The following is an 18,342-nucleotide window of genomic DNA, read 5'->3' as shown; positions in this document are numbered from 1 at the left end:
CCCTAAGCGTTGTTGGAGACGAGTGTGTACCCCGCCTCTGCGACGGCTTCGCCGATGGCGGCGGGGTCGATTTCGCTTGAGGAGGTGATGGTGGCCTCGGAGACGCCGCCCTGGTTCAGGTTGACCGAGACGTTCTCAACGCCTTCGATCGCGGTCAGTTCCTCGGTCACGGAGGCGACGCAGTGGCCGCAGGTCATTCCGGAGATTGAAACGGTGGTTTCCATGAGATAGCCCTCTTTCCTCAGGGTTTCTATGAGCGGAGCAGGCGGGCAATGGCATCGGTCGCCTCTTGCACCTTGGCCGCCCCGGCATCGGCAGATTCTTGCGCGGCGTCTATCACGCAGTGGTTAATGTGGTCTTCCAAAAGACCGATGCTGACCGCGTGCAGCGCCTTATTGACTGCGGAAATTTGGGTGAGGATATCGATGCAGTATTTGTCTTCATCAACCATCCGCGCAATTCCGCGAATCTGACCTTCAATGCGTTTGAGCCGGCGTTCATACGCCGCCTTGTCTGAGGTGTAGCCGTGGTGGGCATTCTCGACGTCTGTACTCATGACGCTCCTTTCCGGTACCGCAAGCTTATACCCCCCTGGGGTATGGTGCAAGCGATGCGATAAGCTCGGATCATGACATCCGATGTTTCCGCCCTCATCCCCCTTGCCTTCGGCGCCGGACGCGCGCTTGCGGACCCACACACGGGCGCCCTTCAACGCTTTGAGCACCCCGAGCATCCGGATCAGGCGTTTCTCTCCAGCGAGTTTAATGACAAGAAATTCGGCCGCGAGATGTGTTGGGGATCGGGCTTTGTCACCATTGACGGCCGCAGCTTTCGCTGGCTGACCCCGGATGCGCTGGAGGTAAAGCACGACGGCGATGACTCACCTCGGGCGCTCACCGCCACCTTTACGTTCGGTCACCAACTCGAGTTGGTGCGCACGGTCAGCGCCGCGGACGAGCGGATGACCGAAGTATTCCAATGGAAGAATATTTCCAAGAACGCGGTGGTGCTGGACACTATCGGCATCTACACGCCGTTCCGCGACGTGTACGAATCCGAGGGCCGTTCCTTCACGCACTCGGTCAATACGCACCTCTTCCCAGGCGGCCGCTCTGCGTGGGTACTTGCCGAAGCGATGAGCTTCCAGGGTCCGCGACTGGGTCTCAAGGTCACCGAGGGGTACCTCAACGCCTACTCCGTGGAAGGACGGCACATCGGTTACAGTTCCCACCACCGCGGATTCTTTGTGCTACACCCCACCGACGGGCGCAATCCAGACGCGTTCGGTGGGCAAAGCCCCATCGAATTGGCACCGGGCGAGACCTTCACCCTCTCCTGGGAACTTGCCTGGTACCCCGACCGCGAAAGTTTCCTCGCCGAGATCGACTCCCCGTGGCCGGCACGCCCCTTGATGGGGCGAGTAACAGACCCGCTGCCGCTGGAGGTAAAAGCCGGGTACACGCCGTCGGACATCAGGGTGCTCGCTACCGAAAAGGCGGCCGACGGTACCCAAATCCCCGCCGCCCGCGTGGAAAGTGGTGCGCTTGTCGCCCCAGTGCACGGCATCCAGAACCTGGAGTTGGACGGGCACCGCACGGCGGCGCTCATGTACCGGGATGTGCGTGAGTTGGTCGAGGCGCGAATCGCGTACCTGCTCGAATTTCAACGGGCATCGCACCGGGACGCGCCGGACTCGGGGGCGTTTTTGGTCACGGATACATCCAACAAGTTGAGCGTGCCATACGCCGCGTGGGGTGATCATTCGGACGGTGCAGAGCGGATCGGGATGGCGGCGCTGTTGCAACAGGCGCGGCGGCGCGGGTGGGGGGACGCGGCCGCAATTGACGCGGCGCTTGCGGCGTGGATGGACTTTGCGCACGCGAATTTGTACAACCCGGAGACCTGGCTGCCCAAGCGCGGATCGCAGGATCAGGTCATCGAGGTGCGGCTCTACAACGCGCCGTGGCTAATACATGTTTTTGCCGATCAGTACCTGTTGGACGGCCAAGAGCGGCACCTGGAGGCGGCGTGGAACATGTTGGAGGCGTCCTTTGCCGCCGGTGCGCGTGAGCATCTTTCCATCGATCAGATCGAAGGTATGGAGGCGCTACTGGCCATCTTTGAGGCGGCCGGGGATGCGCGGGCGGATACGGTGCGGGAGATGATCGTCTCGCATGCCGAGTATTTCCGGGGTGTGGGTGAAAAGCTCGTGGCGCATGAGGTTGCGTATGAGCAATCGATGGTGGCACCGCTGGTGCGGGCGTTGAGCGCGGGCTGGGCGCACTCTGCGCAGGGTCAGGAGAACGACGACGCGTGGTTGCCTCACATTGCCCGTGCCCTTGGGTGGTTGCGCGGCTTTGGCGGACCGCAGCCGCACGCCAGGTTGTACCAAGTGGGGATCCGGCACTGGGATGGTTACTGGTTTGGGCGCGAGCGAATGTGGGGCGACACGTTCCCGCACTACTGGTCGGTGCTGAGCGCGAACGCTTACCTGGCGTTGCCGCCGGCCTTGCGCAGCGATGCGCTGGATGCCGATGCGCGCTCGGTGTACGTGAGCAATTTGGCGAGTTTTTATGACGACGGCTCGGCGACGTGCGCGTTTATCTTCCCGAGCGCCGTCAACGGTTCGCCCGCGTATGTGGCGGACTCGCTCGCGAACGATCAAGACTGGGCACTCGTCTGGATGCTGCGCAACACCCCCTAGCCCCGGGCCCCTGGCAATTTTCAGCGCCTAACTCACGTTTCATCCCCTTCTAAGGCGCTGAAACGTGAGTTAGGCGCTGAAAATTGCGTTAGCGGGAGAGGGAGCGGGCGAGTTCGCCGGCCAGCCCCGTGTAGGAGGCGGGGGTGAGCGCCAAAAGGCGAGCCTCGGCGTCGTGAGTCAAACCCAGTCCCGTGACAAACTCGCGCATGCGCTCGGCGTCGACCCGATGCCCACGGGTCAATTCCTTGAGCCGCTCATACGGGTCATCCATGCCCGGCACCCCCGCGATCGCCTCGGCGCGCATCACGGTTTGGATGGCTTCACCGAGCACCTCCCAATTGCCCTCGAGGTCATTAGCCAGCACATCGGTGGCGACATCCAGCTTCTCCAGCCCACCAATCACGTTGCGGATTGCGAGCAGCGAATGCCCAATCCCCACGCCAATATTGCGTTGCGAGGTCGAATCGGTGAGATCCCGCTGCCAGCGCGAGGTCACCAGGGTTGAGGCGAGCGAACCAAGGATGGCGTTGGACAGCTCCAGGTTCGCCTCGGCATTTTCAAACCGGATCGGGTTGATCTTGTGCGGCATGGTGGAGGACCCGGTCGCGCCCTCGACGGGTATTTGCCGGAAGTACCCGATCGAAATGTAGGACCAAATATCGGTGCAGAAGTTGTGCAGAATCGAGTTGAACCGGGCAATATCCGCGTACAGCTCGGACTGCCAATCGTGCGATTCGATCTGTGTAGTCAGCGGATTCCAGGTCAGACCGAGCCCCTCGACAACGGCACGCGAAATACCCTGCCAGTCGGCATTCGGCTCAGCGGTGAGATGCGCCGAGTACGTGCCGGTGGCGCCGTTGATTTTGCCTAAATATTCCTGTTCGGTAATACGTTTCAACTGCCGGTGGAGGCGATGCGCGGTGACGGCCATCTCCTTGCCGAGCGTGGTGGGCGTGGCCGGCTGCCCGTGCGTGTGTGAGAGCATTGGCACGTCCGCGGTGCGCTCGGCCAGGGTTTCGATGGCATCGACCAGTTCCCGTGCGGCCGGCTCCCACACCTGTGCGACGGCGTCACGCACCCCGAGCGCGTAGGCCAAGTTATTAATATCCTCACTGGTGCACGCAAAATGCACGAGCGGCTTGAGGGCGGCAAGACCGAGCGGTTCCAGGCGGCGGCCGATGTAATATTCGACGGCTTTGACATCGTGAACGGTCTGCCGCTCGATCTCGGCCATTTCCGCGATACCGTCGGCGTCAAAATCGGTGACGATGGCGCGAAGACCCTCGCGCTGCGCGTCGGTGAGCGGCTTAAGCCCGGGAAGAACCTGGTTATCTGCAAGGTAGATGAACCACTCGGTCTCGACCTTGAGACGATTGCGGTTCAGCGCTGCCTCGGAGAGGTGATCCGCCAGCGGTGCGACGGCCTTGCGATACCGCCCATCCAAGGGACCGAGCGCGATTGCCGGCTCAAGGTCGGCGAAACTCACGGCGCTTTCTACGGCAGGGGCGGGCGCGGAAGACTGAGGTGCAGAATCTGGATTAGCCACGTCCCTCATTCTCCCACCCCTCGACTATGTAGCGCCAAACGCCCATGCGAGCGGGTGACATGGGCGTTTGGCGCTACATAGTCGAGGGGCGGGGTACGGGTGTGCGCGGTGGTGATGATCGACGGCGGTGACTCGCCTTCTTAAGGCGAGTCACCGCCGTCGTGCTTCAGTGGGTGATCCCTGTCCACCTGCCTTCGCGTGCCTACCAGGTGTACGCACCCCAGCGCGCTGTTCCTACACAGGCGGCCAATTTCGCGAAAATCGGCGAAGTTATCCACAACCGGCTCCGATGCCCGAACATAGCCGAGCGCCCGCTCCTAAAGTTGCGGTTCAAAGGCAGGTCGATTTTAAGGAGCGTCGCATGTCGGGAACGGGGTCAAACGGGATTCTGGCGAGCCCAGAAGACCTGGAGAGGTTGCAGAGCCTTGTGACGGAAGTCGAAAACATCAGTGCGGAGGCGCTTCGTATCTTCGATCGTCTACGCGGTTTAACGGATGTGAATTGGCAATCGAGAGCCGCCACCGCGTATCGAGACAAGGTCTACGAAATTGCCGCGCGTCAGGCGGGGGACTTACTCACAGCACTCGACCAAGTGTGGGCGTCGCTGCGTCAGGATCTTAGCGACGCTACAACCTGTAGGCCAGTAGGCATTTAGGAAAGGACAGTCATGGGTGACGGAGCCGTAGTACGCGGAGGGGAAGGTTCAATTGCGGCCGAAATGGAGGACATTGAGGCCATCCCGCCCCGCATGGACGGGATGATCGCGGAGTTGGATGAGGTGGGCAGGCGTATTGTCGCGGTGGCGAATGGCACCTATGGAATTGCCGCCGCGCCGACCGCACCGTTGCGTGCCGGTGCCGCAGCGATGGAGGCGAAACGGAGATTGGATAGGACCGTGGAAGAAGTGCGATCCCTCCAGAATTCGGCGCGTACTGCCTACGCCAACTACCGCCAAGCCGAACAGGGAAACATCCAAGGGTTTGAAGCGGTCTCGCTTTTTTGGGCGATACAGGATTGGGTGCGGCGAGGACGCCCCTCCGCGTTCGTGGTCGACCGCGCGATCAGCAAACTCAATATAGAAAAGGAAGCCTTGCTTCTGCGCCAGGCCGCCTTTGATCACGACAAGAATCGCGCCGCGGAGCAAGTCGACAGGCTCAAGAGCCTCAACCTTCCTAAGCCGCTCGCCGACCTTTTGGATACCGTTGAGGACAATATTGATGACTTCATCGCCCCGGCCGATATTTCGGTGTCAAAGGTTGATCGTGAGGAGCCGCCCCTAGAATTCAACGGCAGATTAGAGGACATCCTTCGGCCCGCGCAGATTCTCGAGGACTATCCCGGTGAGATCGCCATCTCTGAGGTCACCACTCCCGAGGACAAAAAAGTCTACATCGTCACCCTCCCGGGAACTCAGCTAGGTGGGGCGGATGACAATCCTTTTGATATGCGCGGAATTTTCGACGCCATGTTCCTCAATAGCAAGAAAATGTCCGCTGCGGTCGCGCAGGCCATGGAGAGTATGGAGCCCCCGCCGCCCGCCGGGTCCCAGGTCTACATCAACGGCTTCAGTCAGGGTGGCATTGTGGCGAAGAACCTGGTGAACAGCAAGGAATTTGAAAAGTACGACGTCCAGTTGGTCTGGGCCGTTGGTTCCCCGGACCCCTTTTACTCGGAGCGGGACCCGAACACGACGTACCTCGACACCATCGATTCATCCGATTACACGCCCTCTACCGACGGCAAGATCATTCCCGCCGATGAGAAAAATATTGAGGTTCGCTTTGATCGCCTGCCGATCAATCCCAAGATGCTCAACCCCGACTACCAGGATGACTCCAGCATCCTGGGGCCAACTCACGATCTCGACCAGTACATTCGTTCCTTCATGAAGTTGGATCGAACCGAGCACCGCGAAATCGCGAAACTTGAGGAGGACCTAGTGAAAGTGATTCCGCCGGGGTCAATTGGCAAAATGCACCTCTTCAAGATGAAGCAGCCACGGGGTTAAGAGCGCTACTTCCGGGTGCGCGTGATGGTCCCGGCAATGAGCGAGACGATGCTGATAATCAGGGCCGCGAGAATCGCGGTCCAGAAGAAGCTATCAACCTCGAGACGTACCGCTGTTGCTGTAGTGATCCACGCAACGAGCATGAGCATCGCGGCGTTGATGATGATGGTGAACAGGCCCAAAGTGAGAATTGTGATGGGAAGCGAGAGCACCCTCACAATGGGCCGGACGATGGCATTCACAATGCCGAAAATGAGCCCAATGAGCAGGTAGGACAACACTGTCGCGAGCGTGTCATTGCTGGCGCCGTAAGAGACCACGGTGATGCCAGGCAACCACAGTGCCACGAGCCAAACTGCCAATGCGTTAATGCCGACGCGAACGAGGAATTTTCCCATGTGACCATCCTTGCATAGGCTACAAACAAACCAACGGATCATTCACCGAAAGGTAGCCGTGAGCTCAACGACGACTCCCCAACCCCGCAACGCGGTCTCTGCCCTTCCCAAATACGCTGCGGGCAAGCCTCCCGTAACCCCGCCGGGCGTGAAGTCTTTCAAGCTCTCGTCGAACGAGAACCCGTACCCGATGGAGCCGGAAGTGGCAGCGGCCATTGCCGAAGCGAGCGCTATCAACCGGTACCCGGATCCGCAAGTTTTGACGCTTCGCACGGCGCTCGCAGAGGATCTCGGTGTCCCGGTGGAAGACATTGTGACCGGAGGTGGGAGCCTCGGCGCGCTACAGCAAATTCTTGCGGCGTTCGCCGGCGATGGCGAGGGCGAATCGCAAGACGAGGTTCTCTACGCCTGGCGCTCCTTCGAGGCCTACCCGATTCTGGTAGGACTGGCCGGCGCAAAGAGCGTGCAGATCCCCAATAGGACGGATGGCGCTCACGACCTTGACGCCATGGCAGCCGCCATCACCGAAAACACCAAAGTCATCTTGCTGTGCACCCCCAACAACCCCACGGGGCCAACGCTTCACACCGGTGCGGTGCAGGACTTTCTCGCGAAGGTCCCCGCGAAGGTGGTGGTGGTTATCGATGAGGCGTACGTCGAATTTGTCCGCGACCCCGAGGCGGTGAAGGGCCTCGACTTTTACCGTGAGTACCCGAACGTCATTGTCCTACGCACCTTCTCTAAGGCCTACGGTCTGGCCGGATTGCGAGTCGGGTACTCGGTCTCGCAAGCCCCCGTCACCCAGCACTTGCGTGCCGCAGCCACGCCATTCGGCGTGAACATGGTTGCGGAATCCGCGGCCGTGGCCAGCTTGAAGGTGAAGGACAAGATTCTCGCGAACGTGGAGCAGATTGTCCAAGAACGCGATCGAGTCAAGGCTGCGCTAGCCGAGGCCGGGTGGGCGATCCCCGATCCGCAGGGCAACTTCGTGTGGTTGGAAACAGGCACACGCACCGCAGAGTTCCGCGATCAAGCGGAAGTGCGCGGGATCTCGGTCCGGGCATTCGGCGATGAAGGCGTCCGCGTCAGCATCGGAGAACCGGAAGCCAATGACGTTTTCCTCAGCGTGGCGCGGGAGTTCAAGGACTCTGAAAAGTAGATAGCCCCGCATACCCACCACATCGATAAATTCCAAATCAGGAATACGTAATTCGACGCAATTCATAAGACCTCTTTCGCGCTACGCCGAAACTGGGTTACGGTTGATGCTGGCCGTCACGATATATGTCAATAAAAGAATATATCTCGGGACTGCCGCCACCAGCTACCTGACCCAGGAGAACCTGTGACAATGACAGAGCACCGCGCCGCGTCAAAAACAGCGAACTCGCCAGAATGGAATGCCAGCTCCGAGCCCGTTCAACTCCTTGATCCCAACGGCACACTCCAACGTCACCCGGAGTTCAGCAAATACCTCGATGCGCTTGGTGCCGAGGATCTCCTGCGCATGTACTTCGACATGGTCACCACCAGGCGCATCGACCAGGAAGCCACCGCACTCCAGCGTCAGGGCGAACTACATATGTGGGTTCCAAGTCTTGGGCAAGAAGCCGCCCAAGTCGGTTCCGGTTACGCCACGGAGCGCGCCGACTACATTTTCCCCACCTACCGCGAACACAGCATCGCCTTCCAGCGCGGGGTAAAGCCAGAGGAACTTCTCCAAATCTTCCGCGGCAACGAACACGCCGGCTGGAACCCCCAGGACAGCAACTTTCACATCTACACCCTTGTCCTCGCGGCGCAGACCCTGCACGCGGTCGGTATGGCCATGGCTTTTGATCGCGACGCGAAGCGCGGCATCGCCAGCACGGACGCGACCGCTACGCAAAGCACCTCCGGATCGGCGACCCGGGGCACGCAAGGCAACCGCCGCGCCGTCGTTGCTTACTTCGGCGACGGTTCCAGCTCGGAAGGCGACGTCCATGAGTCCATGGTGTTCGCCGCATCGTTCAACGCGCCCGTTGTCTTCTTCTGCCAAAACAACGGCTGGGCAATTTCGGTGCCGTTCAGCGTGCAAAGCAAAGTCCCGCTCGCTACCCGCGCCGCCGGCTACGGATTCCCGGGCCTCCGCATTGACGGCAACGACGTCCTCGCGAGTTACGCCGCGACCGCTTGGGCGCTTGAGCGCGCCAAAAACGGGGAGGGACCGGCGCTGATCGAGGCCATGACCTACCGCATGGGCGCGCACACCACGGCCGATGACCCGACGAAGTACCGCACCGAACTGGAAGAGCAGGACTGGACCCCACGCGACCCGCTCGCCCGGTTCCGCACGTACCTGCGCAAAGAAGGCATCCTCACCGAAGGCGAAGAGCAGCGCATCGCTGCCGAGGCCGACGCCGAGGCGGAGCGCGTCCGCGAGGCCGTCCTGGCGAGCACGTCCCCCACTTTCAGCGAACACTTCGCCAATATATACGCGGAAGAGAATACTTTGGTTGCCGCGGAGCGCGAGGACTTCCTGGATTACAAGAACGACGGCGATACCCACCAAGGCGGTCAAGCGTGAGTACCACTGTGGCCGAGCAGGCAACGAAGCCCATGACGATTGCCGGTGCTCTCAACGCAGGAATGCGGCGGGCTCTGGAAACCGACCCCACGGTCTTGCTCATGGGCGAAGACATCGGCAGCCTCGGCGGAGTCTACCGCATCACCGAACATCTCATGCGTGACTTTGGCCAAGATCGCGTCGTCGATACCCCACTCGGCGAATCCGGCATTGTCGGTACCGCAATCGGCCTTGCGATGGGCGGCTACCGTCCGGTCTGCGAAATCCAATTCGACGGATTCGTGTACCCGGCGTTCAACCAAATCACCTCGCAATTGGCCAAATTGCGCGCCCGCACCCGCGGCAACCTCAGCGTCCCGGTGACCATTCGCATCCCCTACGGAGGCGCCATCGGATCGATCGAACACCATTCAGAATCCCCGGAAGCCTATTTCACGCACACCGCGGGTTTGCGCGTGATGACCCCCTCCACCCCTAGCGACGCCTACTGGATGATCCAGGAAGCAATCGCCAGCGACGACCCCGTCATCTTCTTTGAGCCCAAGCGCCGCTACTGGCTCAAGGACACCGTCAACACCGAAACGCCGGCACCGCCCGCCGCCCAAGCGCAGATACGGCGCGAGGGCACCGATGCCACCATCGCCACCTACGGGCCACTCGTGCCGGTAGCTCTCGCCGCGGCCGAGACCGCCGCTGAGGAAGGCACCAGCGTGGAAGTCATTGATCTGCGCTCGCTCTCCCCCATCGATTTCGAGACCATTGTCGACTCCACCCGCAAGACCGGCCGCCTCATCATCGCCCACGAGGCCCCCACCTTCGGCGGCATTGGCGGGGAGATCGCGGCGCGCGTGGGCGACGAAGCATTCCTCTCCCTCGAAGCCCCGATCATCCGCGTCGGCGGCTTCCACATGCCCTACCCGACCGCGAGCGTCGAAGCCGATTATGTGCCAGACCAGGACCGCATTCTCGACGCCCTCGACCGCGCACTGAGCTACTAAATCCGCGCCAGGAGCCCTATGAGCAGCCAAACTTTCAACCTCCCGGACGTCGGCGAAGGTTTGACCGAAGCCGAAATCGTCGCCTGGAAAGTCGCGGTCGGCGACACCGTCGGCGTGAACCAGCCGATCGTTGAGATCGAAACCGCCAAGTCCCTGGTTGAACTGCCCTCGCCGTTTGTCGGCACCGTCGAATCGCTGCTCGCCGCTGAAGGCGAGACCGTTCCGGTAGGTGACGCGATCATCTCGATCAACACCGCCGCGGCAGAAACCGGCGGCGCATCCCTGGTGGGCAGCGGTCCGGTCGCCGAATCTTCCGGCCGCAAGGTACGACGGCGATACCAACCTCAGGTGCGTACCGCACCCGAAACCGGGTCACCAGATTCCCTTGAGGAAGAGCGCACTTCAAGCGCGTCCGCCGCGCTGCCTTCCCGACCGCTGGCAAAGCCCCCGGTTCGCAAGCGTGCCAAGGAGAGCGGCATCAACCTCGCCGACGTTACCGCCACGGGACCGCGTGGCGAGGTGACCCGCGCGGATCTGGAGAAGCACGCCCAAGGCGGGCACGCGCCGTCGAACCTCACTGCGGGGGCCAACGGCAACGCGAGCCCGGCGCCAAAGCCGGCCGCGCCGAGCGCCCCGGCGGCACCGCGCTCAGACGATGAACCGTTTTGGCTGCCCTCCTCGGTGCTAGACCGTGAAGAGCGGATCCCGGTCAAAGGCGTCCGCAAAGCCACCGCGAAGGCCATGGTGGAGAGCGCGTTCAGCGCGCCGCACGTCTCGATCTTTGTGGATGTGGACGCGAGCCGCACGATGGAGTTTGTGAAGCGGCTCAAGGAAAGCCGCGACTTTGCCGGCGTCAAGGTGTCCCCGCTGCTGATTCTCGCGAAGGCAGTGATTTGGGCGGCCGCGCGCAACCCGCAGGTCAACGCGACCTGGAATGATGACGAAATCACCCTGCACCGCTACATGAATCTGGGTATTGCGGCGGCGACGCCGCGCGGACTCTTGGTGCCGAACATCAAGGACGCGCAGGAGTTGAGTCTGCGTGAACTTGCGGTGGCGCTCGGGGACCTGGCCGAGACGGCACGCGCGGGCAAGACCACTCCGGCGCAAATGAGCGGCGGGACGCTGACCGTGACGAATATCGGGGCGCTCGGGATTGACACCGGGACGCCGATTATCAATCCCGGCGAGGTGGCGATCGTGGCGTTTGGCACGATCAAACAGAAGCCTTGGGTGCTTGATGGCGAGGTCATTCCGCGCTGGGTGACAACGCTTGGCGGCTCGTTTGATCACCGCGTGGTGGACGGCGATTTGTCTGCGCGTTTCATGGCGGATGTCGCCGCGATTCTGGAAGAGCCGGCGCTCCTCCTCGACTAGCTCCCCCCATCAAGGCCACGCCCTTCGACTGTGTAGCAGTTAATGCCCATGTTCGGCGTGACATGGGCATTAACTGCTACACAGTCGAGGCTAGAGGGCGCGCTTGATGATGGGCGCGAGCCGGGCAATGCCCTCGCGAATGTTCTCCACCGGCACCGTGCTGTACGCAAGGCGCAGATTATTCGAGGGCCCTTCCACCGGCGAAAATGCCGCACCCGGAATAAACACCACCCCCGCATCGATCGCTTCATGCAACATCGGGTATGTATCCACGCCCTCGGGCAACGTCACCCAGATGAAGAATCCACCATCGGGGACGGTCCAGGTCACATCCAAGCCGGCAAACTCGGACTCAAGGGCGGCCAACATGGCATCGCACCGTTTCTGATATTCCGCTCGTGACTCTGCCAGTTGGGCCTGCCAATCCGAGTTTCGGAAATAGTACTCGACCAGCATTTGCGTCAACGGCGAGGGGCACAGCACTACCGCTTCCGCCGCCAAGTAAAAGCGCCGCAAGAGGTGCTCGGGCAACAACGCCCAACCCAGGCGCATACCCGGAGCCAGGATCTTGGAAAATGAGCCCAGATAAATGACGTCATCGGCGTTGCCTTCGCGTAACGGCACCAGCGGGGCGCCATCGAACTTCAGCAGGCCGTAGGGGTTGTCCTCAAGAACCAAAATATTGTTCTCACGGCATATATCAATGATGCGTTGCCGCCGCTCCGCGCTCATGGTGATTCCGCTGGGGTTCCCAAAACTCGGAATGGTGTAGAGCAGTTTGACGCGTTTGCCGGCCGCGCGCAGCTCCTCGATCCGCGCCAGCAACGCCTTAGGAATGAGGCCGTCATGGTCCATCGCGACCGGTTGCACGTCTACCTGATACGCCTCAAATGTGTTCAGCGCACCCACGTAGGTGGGATCCTCGGTCAGCACGACATCCCCGGGATCGCAGAACACCTTGGCCGCGACATCCTGCGCGGACTGCGAGCCGGTGGTGATCACAATGTTCGCCGGATCCGCGTTGGTGATGCCCTCCGAGGCCATGATCTCCACGGCGAGCTGGCGCAATGCTTCGGTCCCTTGACCGCCGCCGTAATTGAGCGCCTCGGCAGCGTGTTCGGACAGAATTGTGGACGCCCCGGAGATCAGCGTCTGCTGATCCAGTGCGGCCAAGTTCGGGCTTCCACCCGCCAAGGAGATCAGGCCGGGGCGGACCGAGATGTCAAAAACATCCCTAATCGGGGATTGCTTGATACCCGCGCTTCGGGTGGAGAAAAGTTCTGCATGCCGCAGGGCAATGTCCTCATCGGCGGGCAAAGTGGATTCGGCTTCGGTACTCACTGGACTATGGTATCCGCCCCGAGAAAGGCCGGGATGCGTGGGGCTCAGCACGCCCCACTGAGCGCCGCCAAACGGCATATCTAATCACGCGACCACCGGACCGTCAATACCCCCGCGCACAAACAAAAAAACCCGAGAAAAACCTTGCCCAAACGCCCAGGAATCCTGATACTAAATCCTTTTATGAAATCACTGAAACGCACCTTTGCCTCCGTGAGCGCCGCGAGCCTTCTCGCCGTCGGCCTCTTCGCTTCCGCCTCCGGCGCTACCGCCGCCCCCATCGAAAACCTGCCGATCCAGCCCGTCGGGTACAAGATCGCTAACGGTGCCCCGGACCGCGCCAACCCCATGTCCGGTGCGGGCCTGACCGCAGACAAGGGCCTCGCCTCGACGCGGGCGTTCGGCGGCACCGAACCGGTATCCCGCTCCCTCATCGGCCCCGACGGCCGCGAGCAGGTTGCCGACACGCGCGCCCCCAAGTACCGCCGCATCGGCCAAATCAACTTCACCCGCAACGGCAGCACCTACATCTGCACCGGTTGGCTCATCTCGTCCCGCTCGGTCGCCACCGCCGGTCACTGCCTCGAAGGCAACGTCTCCAACATCACCTTCGCACCCGCACGCAATGGTTCCACCGACCCCTACGGTAAGTTCAACGCCACCGAAATTTGGGTGGACGCACGCGGCCTGGGCAACGGAGGCGATTGGGGCGTGATCGTCCTCGACCAACCCATCGGCGACCGCCTCGGCTGGTATGGCCTCGCCCCCGCGAGCCAAGCGGAACTGCAAAGCGGCAGTGCGACCGTGGTCGGGTACCCCGGTGACAAACCGCGCGGCACCATGTGGCAGGACACCGACGCCCTCACCGGCGCCGACGCCCGCAACTTCTACTACAAAACCGACACCTACGGCGGCCAAAGCGGCTCGGCCGTGACCACCACCAACGAGGATGTCTCGACCGGCATCCACATTTGGGGCGGCTCCAGCAACGGCGCCACCCGCCTCACCGGCGAGCTTTTCAACACTCTCGCCGCCTTGCGCAAGTAATTTTTGCTGAGAAGTACGACGGCGACTCCCGCACTTAAGTGCGGGAGTCGCCGTCGTACTGGGCTACTTGAGCGGCACTTGGGTGGGCCGAAGGGGGCAGGGATAGACTGCGAACATGGGGAAAAATCCAGTGACTGTGACCGTGACCGGTGCCGGCGGCCAGATTGCGTATGCCGCGCTGTTTCGTATTGCTGCAGGTGACATGTTGGGGCCGGATCAACCGGTCGCGCTGAAGCTGCTTGAGATTCCGGAGGGAGTACGGGCGGCCGAGGGCGTTGCGCTGGAATTGACCGACAGCGCGTTTCCGCTGCTGCAGAACGTCGAGGTGACCACCGATATCGCCGCCGGTTTTGACGGCACGAATGTGGCGTTGCTGGTGGGAGCGCGGCCGCGCACCAAGGGCATGGAACGTGGTGACCTGTTGGAGGCAAACGGCGGGATTTTTGCGCCGCAGGGTCGAGCGATTAATGATTACGCGGCGTCGGACGTGCGCGTGCTGGTGGTGGGCAACCCGGCCAACACCAACGCTCTGATCGCGCAGCGCAATGCGCCGGATGTGCCTGCGGAACGGTTCACGGCGCTCACCCGCCTGGATCACAACCGTGCGGCTGGGATTTTGGCCGAGCATGTCGGTGCGCCCGTCGCGGATGTGGAAGGCGTGAGCGTGTGGGGGAACCACTCGCCCACACAGTATCCCGATCTGACCCACGCCACCGTTGGCGGGCGGCCGGCTTACGAGGTCGCCGACCCGGAGTGGATTCGAGGGCCGTATGTGGAACGTGTGGCCAAGCGCGGCGCCGAAATTATCGAGGTGCGCGGGAGCTCTTCTGCCGCCTCTGCCGCCGGGGCGTCCATCGACCACATTCGGGATTGGGTGCTCGGTACTGGTGAGCGGTGGACGTCGGTCGCGCTGCCATCCGAGGGGTGGTACGGTGTGCCGGAGGGGCTGGTTTGCTCCTTCCCGGCGCGGTCTTCGGGTGGCCGGTGGTCCGTGGTTGAAGATTTGTCGATGGATGAATTCTCAGCCGGGAAGCTCGCGGCGTCTGTGGCTGAGCTGGAAGCGGAGCGCGATGCGGTCGAGGAGCTTTTGGGCTAAACAGAAACGCGACCCGCTCCGAGATGAAGTACCTTTTGGCGATTAGCCGCGCCTGTTTCCCTTAGAGGCCTGAGCTCGCGCCGGCGTAAAGTTTGCCGCGTTGAAACCTGCTTGGAATCGCGATTCTGCGCCCAGCGCTTGCAAAATATTCGCCACATAGCGGCGGCAGGTTCGCACGCTGATCTGTAGTGTTCTCGCGATCGTATCGTCGGACTTACCTGCCGAAAGTAGTCCCAGCACAGAGAGCTCGATACGAGACAGTTCCCCCAGAGTGGACTTCTCACCGGCGTCCCCGGTACTAAATTCAGGGGACGAGCCCCACACTTGCAAGAAATAATCAGACAACATGCCGACTAATTCGGGGTTGCGGATGATGGTGCCGCTGCCGTGCTCGCTTCCCTCACCCCGATTGCCGATGATCGCAACCTTGTTGTCAATGATGACCAATCGATTCGGCATGGAATCGTTCATGCGAAATTCGCAACCAAGAGGACTCAGTGCGTCGACCATGCGAAGCGTAGGAGCGTGTGATTTACGCGCGGACTGAAGAATAGTCTTACGGGTAACTCCGCGAGACCTGAGCTCTTCATCTGTTTGAATGGTGTCTTCGAGCCGGTCAGCTGTCGACCCTGGACCTGTCTGATACGTCAGTACGCTGTTTGTTGCGTTTGCCACCTCGTTGAGAAGCACGGGAAGAACAAATCGACCTGACTCAATATGTTCGAGGTCGCTTCCCTGATGAGCTTCGCGGTAGATCTCGGTAAAGCTATTTTCCATGGCAGAGTACTGGGCATTGAGATTCAACAACTCTCTACGCGCTTCCGCGAGCTTGAGTTCGGTTGCGACGGTGGCTCGCAGTCGCGCAGTCTCCGGGGAGTACGCGATGAGCCGGTCCGACGACTCTGGATCGTGATCGATGAGGTTGTGCTCTAGAAGGTATTCGATGGACGGGGAGAGGCGTCGTTCAGAGAAACCAAGGGATTCGGATATCTCGGCTGGAAGGGCGGACCGATTCGCCGCGATAAATCGATAAATAGCTCCTGGATCGACTGCGAGAGGTGCTCGGTCTTGCTTAGATTCTGGACTCATGCCGGGATTTTTCCGCTTCCGAATTAGGACATTGGCATAAACTTGCCACGGTGTCCGATCCCATATTAACACACCCGATCGTAGTGCATCCGCTTGAATTTAGGGGGTACGGCTGAATGAGTGCAGAGTGCACAAACTAAGAAAACTGACCTAAAGTTGCAACTGGCCTAAAAATGACACCGATTCAAGTGGACAGGCGCCGAGTCGGTGGCGTTATCTAGTTCATACAGGACACACGTTCTGTAGCAAATGTAACCACCACAACAAGGATGTTTGAGAATCATGGAAGCAACTTTCAGCCAGATTCTGCGCAGTGGCGGCATCTATGACTGGCCAACTGTAGCGTAACGCTAGCAACTACCCACACACTGATCTACAACAAATTTTTGTTGTAGATCAGTGCGCCCAAAAACAGGTTGCTGGGCTAAGAGCAACCCCCAAAACGTAGTATATAGTGAACCCCCATCGTCGGTGGGGTGACCACGGATCGACAGGAGATGTTTTGAGTCAGCTATCATCGCTTCGACCCGCCTCACGAAGTCAAGATAGCCCTTTGTGGTGGCATCTCCATATTGACTCCAATACTCCTGATGTAGCGGACGGCATCATCAAGGAGTTGGTCACCCCACTGTCGGCCTTCGCCCAAGAGCTCGGCGTGGCACGCTGGTACTTTGGACGCACCGACAGCCCGAAGCGCTCCCAGGTGTGGATGCGCATCCTCGGGCCCAAGGCGTCAATTTCTCAACTGCAATCGCGGCAATCGGCCCTGCAACTGCGCATGGGTCACGAATTTGGGATCATCAAGGTCTCGCATCGCGAATTCAAGACCGACCGCGGCTACCTGCGGGACACCGCATTGGACCCCCAGCACGAGGCGGAACTGGCCGCTTTCGGCGGCCAAGAGGGACTGGATCTTGCTCACGAGGTCTTTGAAGTTGCCTCTGAACTCGCCGCCTGGGCAACCGAGCGTTTTGCCCCCGGGCAAAACCGGATGGCGCTCGCTGCCCTGCTCATGTTTGATTCCGCCCACACCATGCGTGAAGGTAAGCATTCCGCGCGTTGGAGGGACCGCCGTCGTATTTCATGGGATTTTTACTGGGACTCGCATTTGCGCTCATGTACGCAGTACTGGGGGCAAAACGCACACCATCTACGCGACGGGCTGAGTAATCAAGTGAGTTGCAAGAGCCAGCTGATGCACTCGGTCATGATGGCCACGGGTGCGGAGGCGGCTGTGAAGCATTGGCGTAGGCGCTGGCGCATGGCGATCGACATGTACCTGCACCGCGCAGACCGCGCGAACGTCTCCCGCCCGGCCCAACACTTGACCGTTTTACAAGCCCACCATCTGATGCGGAAACTGGGTTTCAACACTACCGATGAAGCGATTTTGGGGCTCTACGCGAAGCTGTGGGGGCCGGAGCAGGAACGGATTGTTGCAGGCAAGTAGCTAAAAACACGAAGCGGGGCCGATCACCAACACCGGTGGTCGGCCCCGCTACATGTTTGCTGGGATGATCCGCAGGGAGGTTAGACGAGCGCCGCCGAACTGAACTCGGCCAAATCCTCAAGCGCAGTGCGCAACTGCTGAGCAATTTCAGCATCCTCGCGCGGGTGCACCTCGGCGAAACGGCGCACCGAGCCCGGAATCTTCAGGTCAATATCCTCGATGACCGAGGCGCCGGCAATTTTGAGCGACTTATGCGCGTCGGCGATCGCCCAGGCGCCGCCGTATTGGCCCATCGACGTGCCGATGACGGCGGCGGGCTTGCCCTTGATCGCCCCCGCACCAAAGGGACGGGACAGCCAGTCGATCGCATTTTTGAGCACGGCGGGGATGGTGCCGTTGTATTCGGGGGTAATCAAGAGGAGCGCGTCCGCGTCCTTGGCGGCCGCACGGAGCCGGTTTGCCGCCTCGGGCCGTTCGGCGTCATTGTCATGATCCTCGTTATAAAAAGGTAGCTCCGCCAGGCCGTCAAAGGTGAGAACCTCAATGTGCTCAGGAGCTACATCCCTGGCCGCTTCGGCAAGTTGGCGGTTGGTGGAAGCTGCGCGGACGCTGCCAACCAGGGCAAGAATGCGAGTGGACATGGTTACTCCTATTGCTGAGGGGTCATGCGTGAGTTCCTGAGAGAAAAGCCAGCTCTCGACGAGCCTAACCTATAAACGGAC

Annotated in this window: 16 protein-coding genes; 9 read left to right on the top strand and 7 right to left on the bottom strand. The window is 60.9% G+C overall.

Annotated features, from left to right (window positions below; translation table 11 throughout):
* Positions 1–2 precede the first annotated feature (2 nt).
* Together O148_RS0106280 and O148_RS0106275 are read right to left on the bottom strand one after the other, a co-directional pair.
* The gene (locus O148_RS0106280) at positions 3–224 is read right to left on the bottom strand and encodes a heavy-metal-associated domain-containing protein (RefSeq protein ID WP_035745145.1); all 222 of its coding nucleotides are present in this window, start codon (positions 222–224) and stop codon (positions 3–5) included.
* A gap of 26 nt (positions 225–250) precedes the next feature.
* The gene (locus O148_RS0106275) at positions 251–556 is read right to left on the bottom strand and encodes a metal-sensitive transcriptional regulator (protein WP_026530233.1); all 306 of its coding nucleotides are present in this window, start codon (positions 554–556) and stop codon (positions 251–253) included.
* A gap of 72 nt (positions 557–628) precedes the next feature.
* On the opposite strand from O148_RS0106275, the gene O148_RS15185 reads away from it, so the two are divergent.
* Positions 629–2,704 carry a hypothetical protein gene (locus tag O148_RS15185; protein WP_035745141.1) on the top strand — a complete coding sequence of 692 codons (2,076 nt, stop codon included), beginning with the start codon at positions 629–631 and terminating at the stop codon, positions 2,702–2,704.
* A gap of 88 nt (positions 2,705–2,792) precedes the next feature.
* Here the strand turns inward: O148_RS15185 and purB are convergent, their stop codons facing one another.
* Positions 2,793–4,190, bottom strand: a complete 1,398-nt coding sequence (gene purB / locus O148_RS0106265) for an adenylosuccinate lyase (RefSeq protein ID WP_026530232.1) — start codon at positions 4,188–4,190, stop codon at positions 2,793–2,795.
* Between the two features lie 727 nt (positions 4,191–4,917).
* On the opposite strand from purB, the gene O148_RS0106255 reads away from it, so the two are divergent.
* The gene (locus O148_RS0106255) at positions 4,918–6,258 is read left to right on the top strand and encodes a hypothetical protein (RefSeq protein WP_026530230.1); all 1,341 of its coding nucleotides are present in this window, start codon (positions 4,918–4,920) and stop codon (positions 6,256–6,258) included.
* 5 nt (positions 6,259–6,263) lie between these two features.
* Here the strand turns inward: O148_RS0106255 and O148_RS0106250 are convergent, their stop codons facing one another.
* The gene (locus tag O148_RS0106250; RefSeq protein ID WP_026530229.1) at positions 6,264–6,656 is read right to left on the bottom strand and encodes a phage holin family protein; all 393 of its coding nucleotides are present in this window, start codon (positions 6,654–6,656) and stop codon (positions 6,264–6,266) included.
* 58 nt (positions 6,657–6,714) lie between these two features.
* Between O148_RS0106250 and hisC the strand changes: the two genes are divergently transcribed.
* The 4 genes from hisC (at position 6,715) to O148_RS0106230 (ending at position 11,597) form a co-directional block, all read left to right on the top strand.
* On the top strand, positions 6,715–7,815 hold the full coding sequence (hisC, locus tag O148_RS0106245) for a histidinol-phosphate transaminase (RefSeq protein WP_026530228.1): 1,101 nt from the start codon (positions 6,715–6,717) through the stop codon (positions 7,813–7,815).
* A 192-nt stretch (positions 7,816–8,007) separates the two neighbouring features.
* On the top strand, positions 8,008–9,222 hold the full coding sequence (gene pdhA / locus O148_RS15180) for a pyruvate dehydrogenase (acetyl-transferring) E1 component subunit alpha (protein WP_051619915.1): 1,215 nt from the start codon (positions 8,008–8,010) through the stop codon (positions 9,220–9,222).
* 32 nt (positions 9,223–9,254) lie between these two features.
* Positions 9,255–10,220 (top strand): alpha-ketoacid dehydrogenase subunit beta, encoded by a 966-nt coding sequence (locus O148_RS0106235; protein WP_035745223.1) that lies wholly within the window; start codon positions 9,255–9,257, stop codon positions 10,218–10,220.
* Between the two features lie 18 nt (positions 10,221–10,238).
* Positions 10,239–11,597, top strand: a complete 1,359-nt coding sequence (locus tag O148_RS0106230) for a dihydrolipoamide acetyltransferase family protein (RefSeq protein WP_026530226.1) — start codon at positions 10,239–10,241, stop codon at positions 11,595–11,597.
* 90 nt (positions 11,598–11,687) lie between these two features.
* Here the strand turns inward: O148_RS0106230 and O148_RS0106225 are convergent, their stop codons facing one another.
* Positions 11,688–12,938 (bottom strand): aminotransferase-like domain-containing protein, encoded by a 1,251-nt coding sequence (locus O148_RS0106225; RefSeq protein WP_026530225.1) that lies wholly within the window; start codon positions 12,936–12,938, stop codon positions 11,688–11,690.
* A 183-nt stretch (positions 12,939–13,121) separates the two neighbouring features.
* Between O148_RS0106225 and O148_RS15175 the strand changes: the two genes are divergently transcribed.
* Both O148_RS15175 and O148_RS0106215 read left to right on the top strand, forming a co-directional pair.
* A complete protein-coding gene (locus O148_RS15175) occupies positions 13,122–13,985 on the top strand; it encodes a trypsin-like serine peptidase (RefSeq protein ID WP_035745139.1) in 864 nt (287 codons plus the stop codon).
* A gap of 115 nt (positions 13,986–14,100) precedes the next feature.
* A complete protein-coding gene (locus O148_RS0106215) occupies positions 14,101–15,081 on the top strand; it encodes a malate dehydrogenase (protein ID WP_026530224.1) in 981 nt (326 codons plus the stop codon).
* A gap of 42 nt (positions 15,082–15,123) precedes the next feature.
* Here O148_RS0106215 and O148_RS17540 read toward each other — a convergent pair whose 3' ends face one another.
* Positions 15,124–16,170 (bottom strand): LuxR C-terminal-related transcriptional regulator, encoded by a 1,047-nt coding sequence (locus O148_RS17540; protein ID WP_084157134.1) that lies wholly within the window; start codon positions 16,168–16,170, stop codon positions 15,124–15,126.
* A gap of 553 nt (positions 16,171–16,723) precedes the next feature.
* Here O148_RS17540 and O148_RS0106200 point away from each other — a divergent pair.
* Positions 16,724–17,620, top strand: a complete 897-nt coding sequence (locus O148_RS0106200) for a lantibiotic dehydratase C-terminal domain-containing protein (RefSeq protein WP_026530221.1) — start codon at positions 16,724–16,726, stop codon at positions 17,618–17,620.
* 80 nt (positions 17,621–17,700) lie between these two features.
* On the opposite strand, the gene O148_RS0106195 is transcribed toward O148_RS0106200, so the two are convergent.
* A complete protein-coding gene (locus tag O148_RS0106195) occupies positions 17,701–18,261 on the bottom strand; it encodes an NAD(P)H-dependent oxidoreductase (RefSeq protein ID WP_026530220.1) in 561 nt (186 codons plus the stop codon).
* Between the last annotated feature and the right edge of the window lie 81 nt (positions 18,262–18,342).

The sequence above is a fragment of the Haematomicrobium sanguinis DSM 21259 genome, assembly GCF_000688395.1.
Taxonomy (GTDB): Bacteria; Actinomycetota; Actinomycetes; order Actinomycetales; family Micrococcaceae; genus Haematomicrobium; species Haematomicrobium sanguinis.
This window is presented reverse-complemented; position numbering and strand designations above follow the sequence as displayed.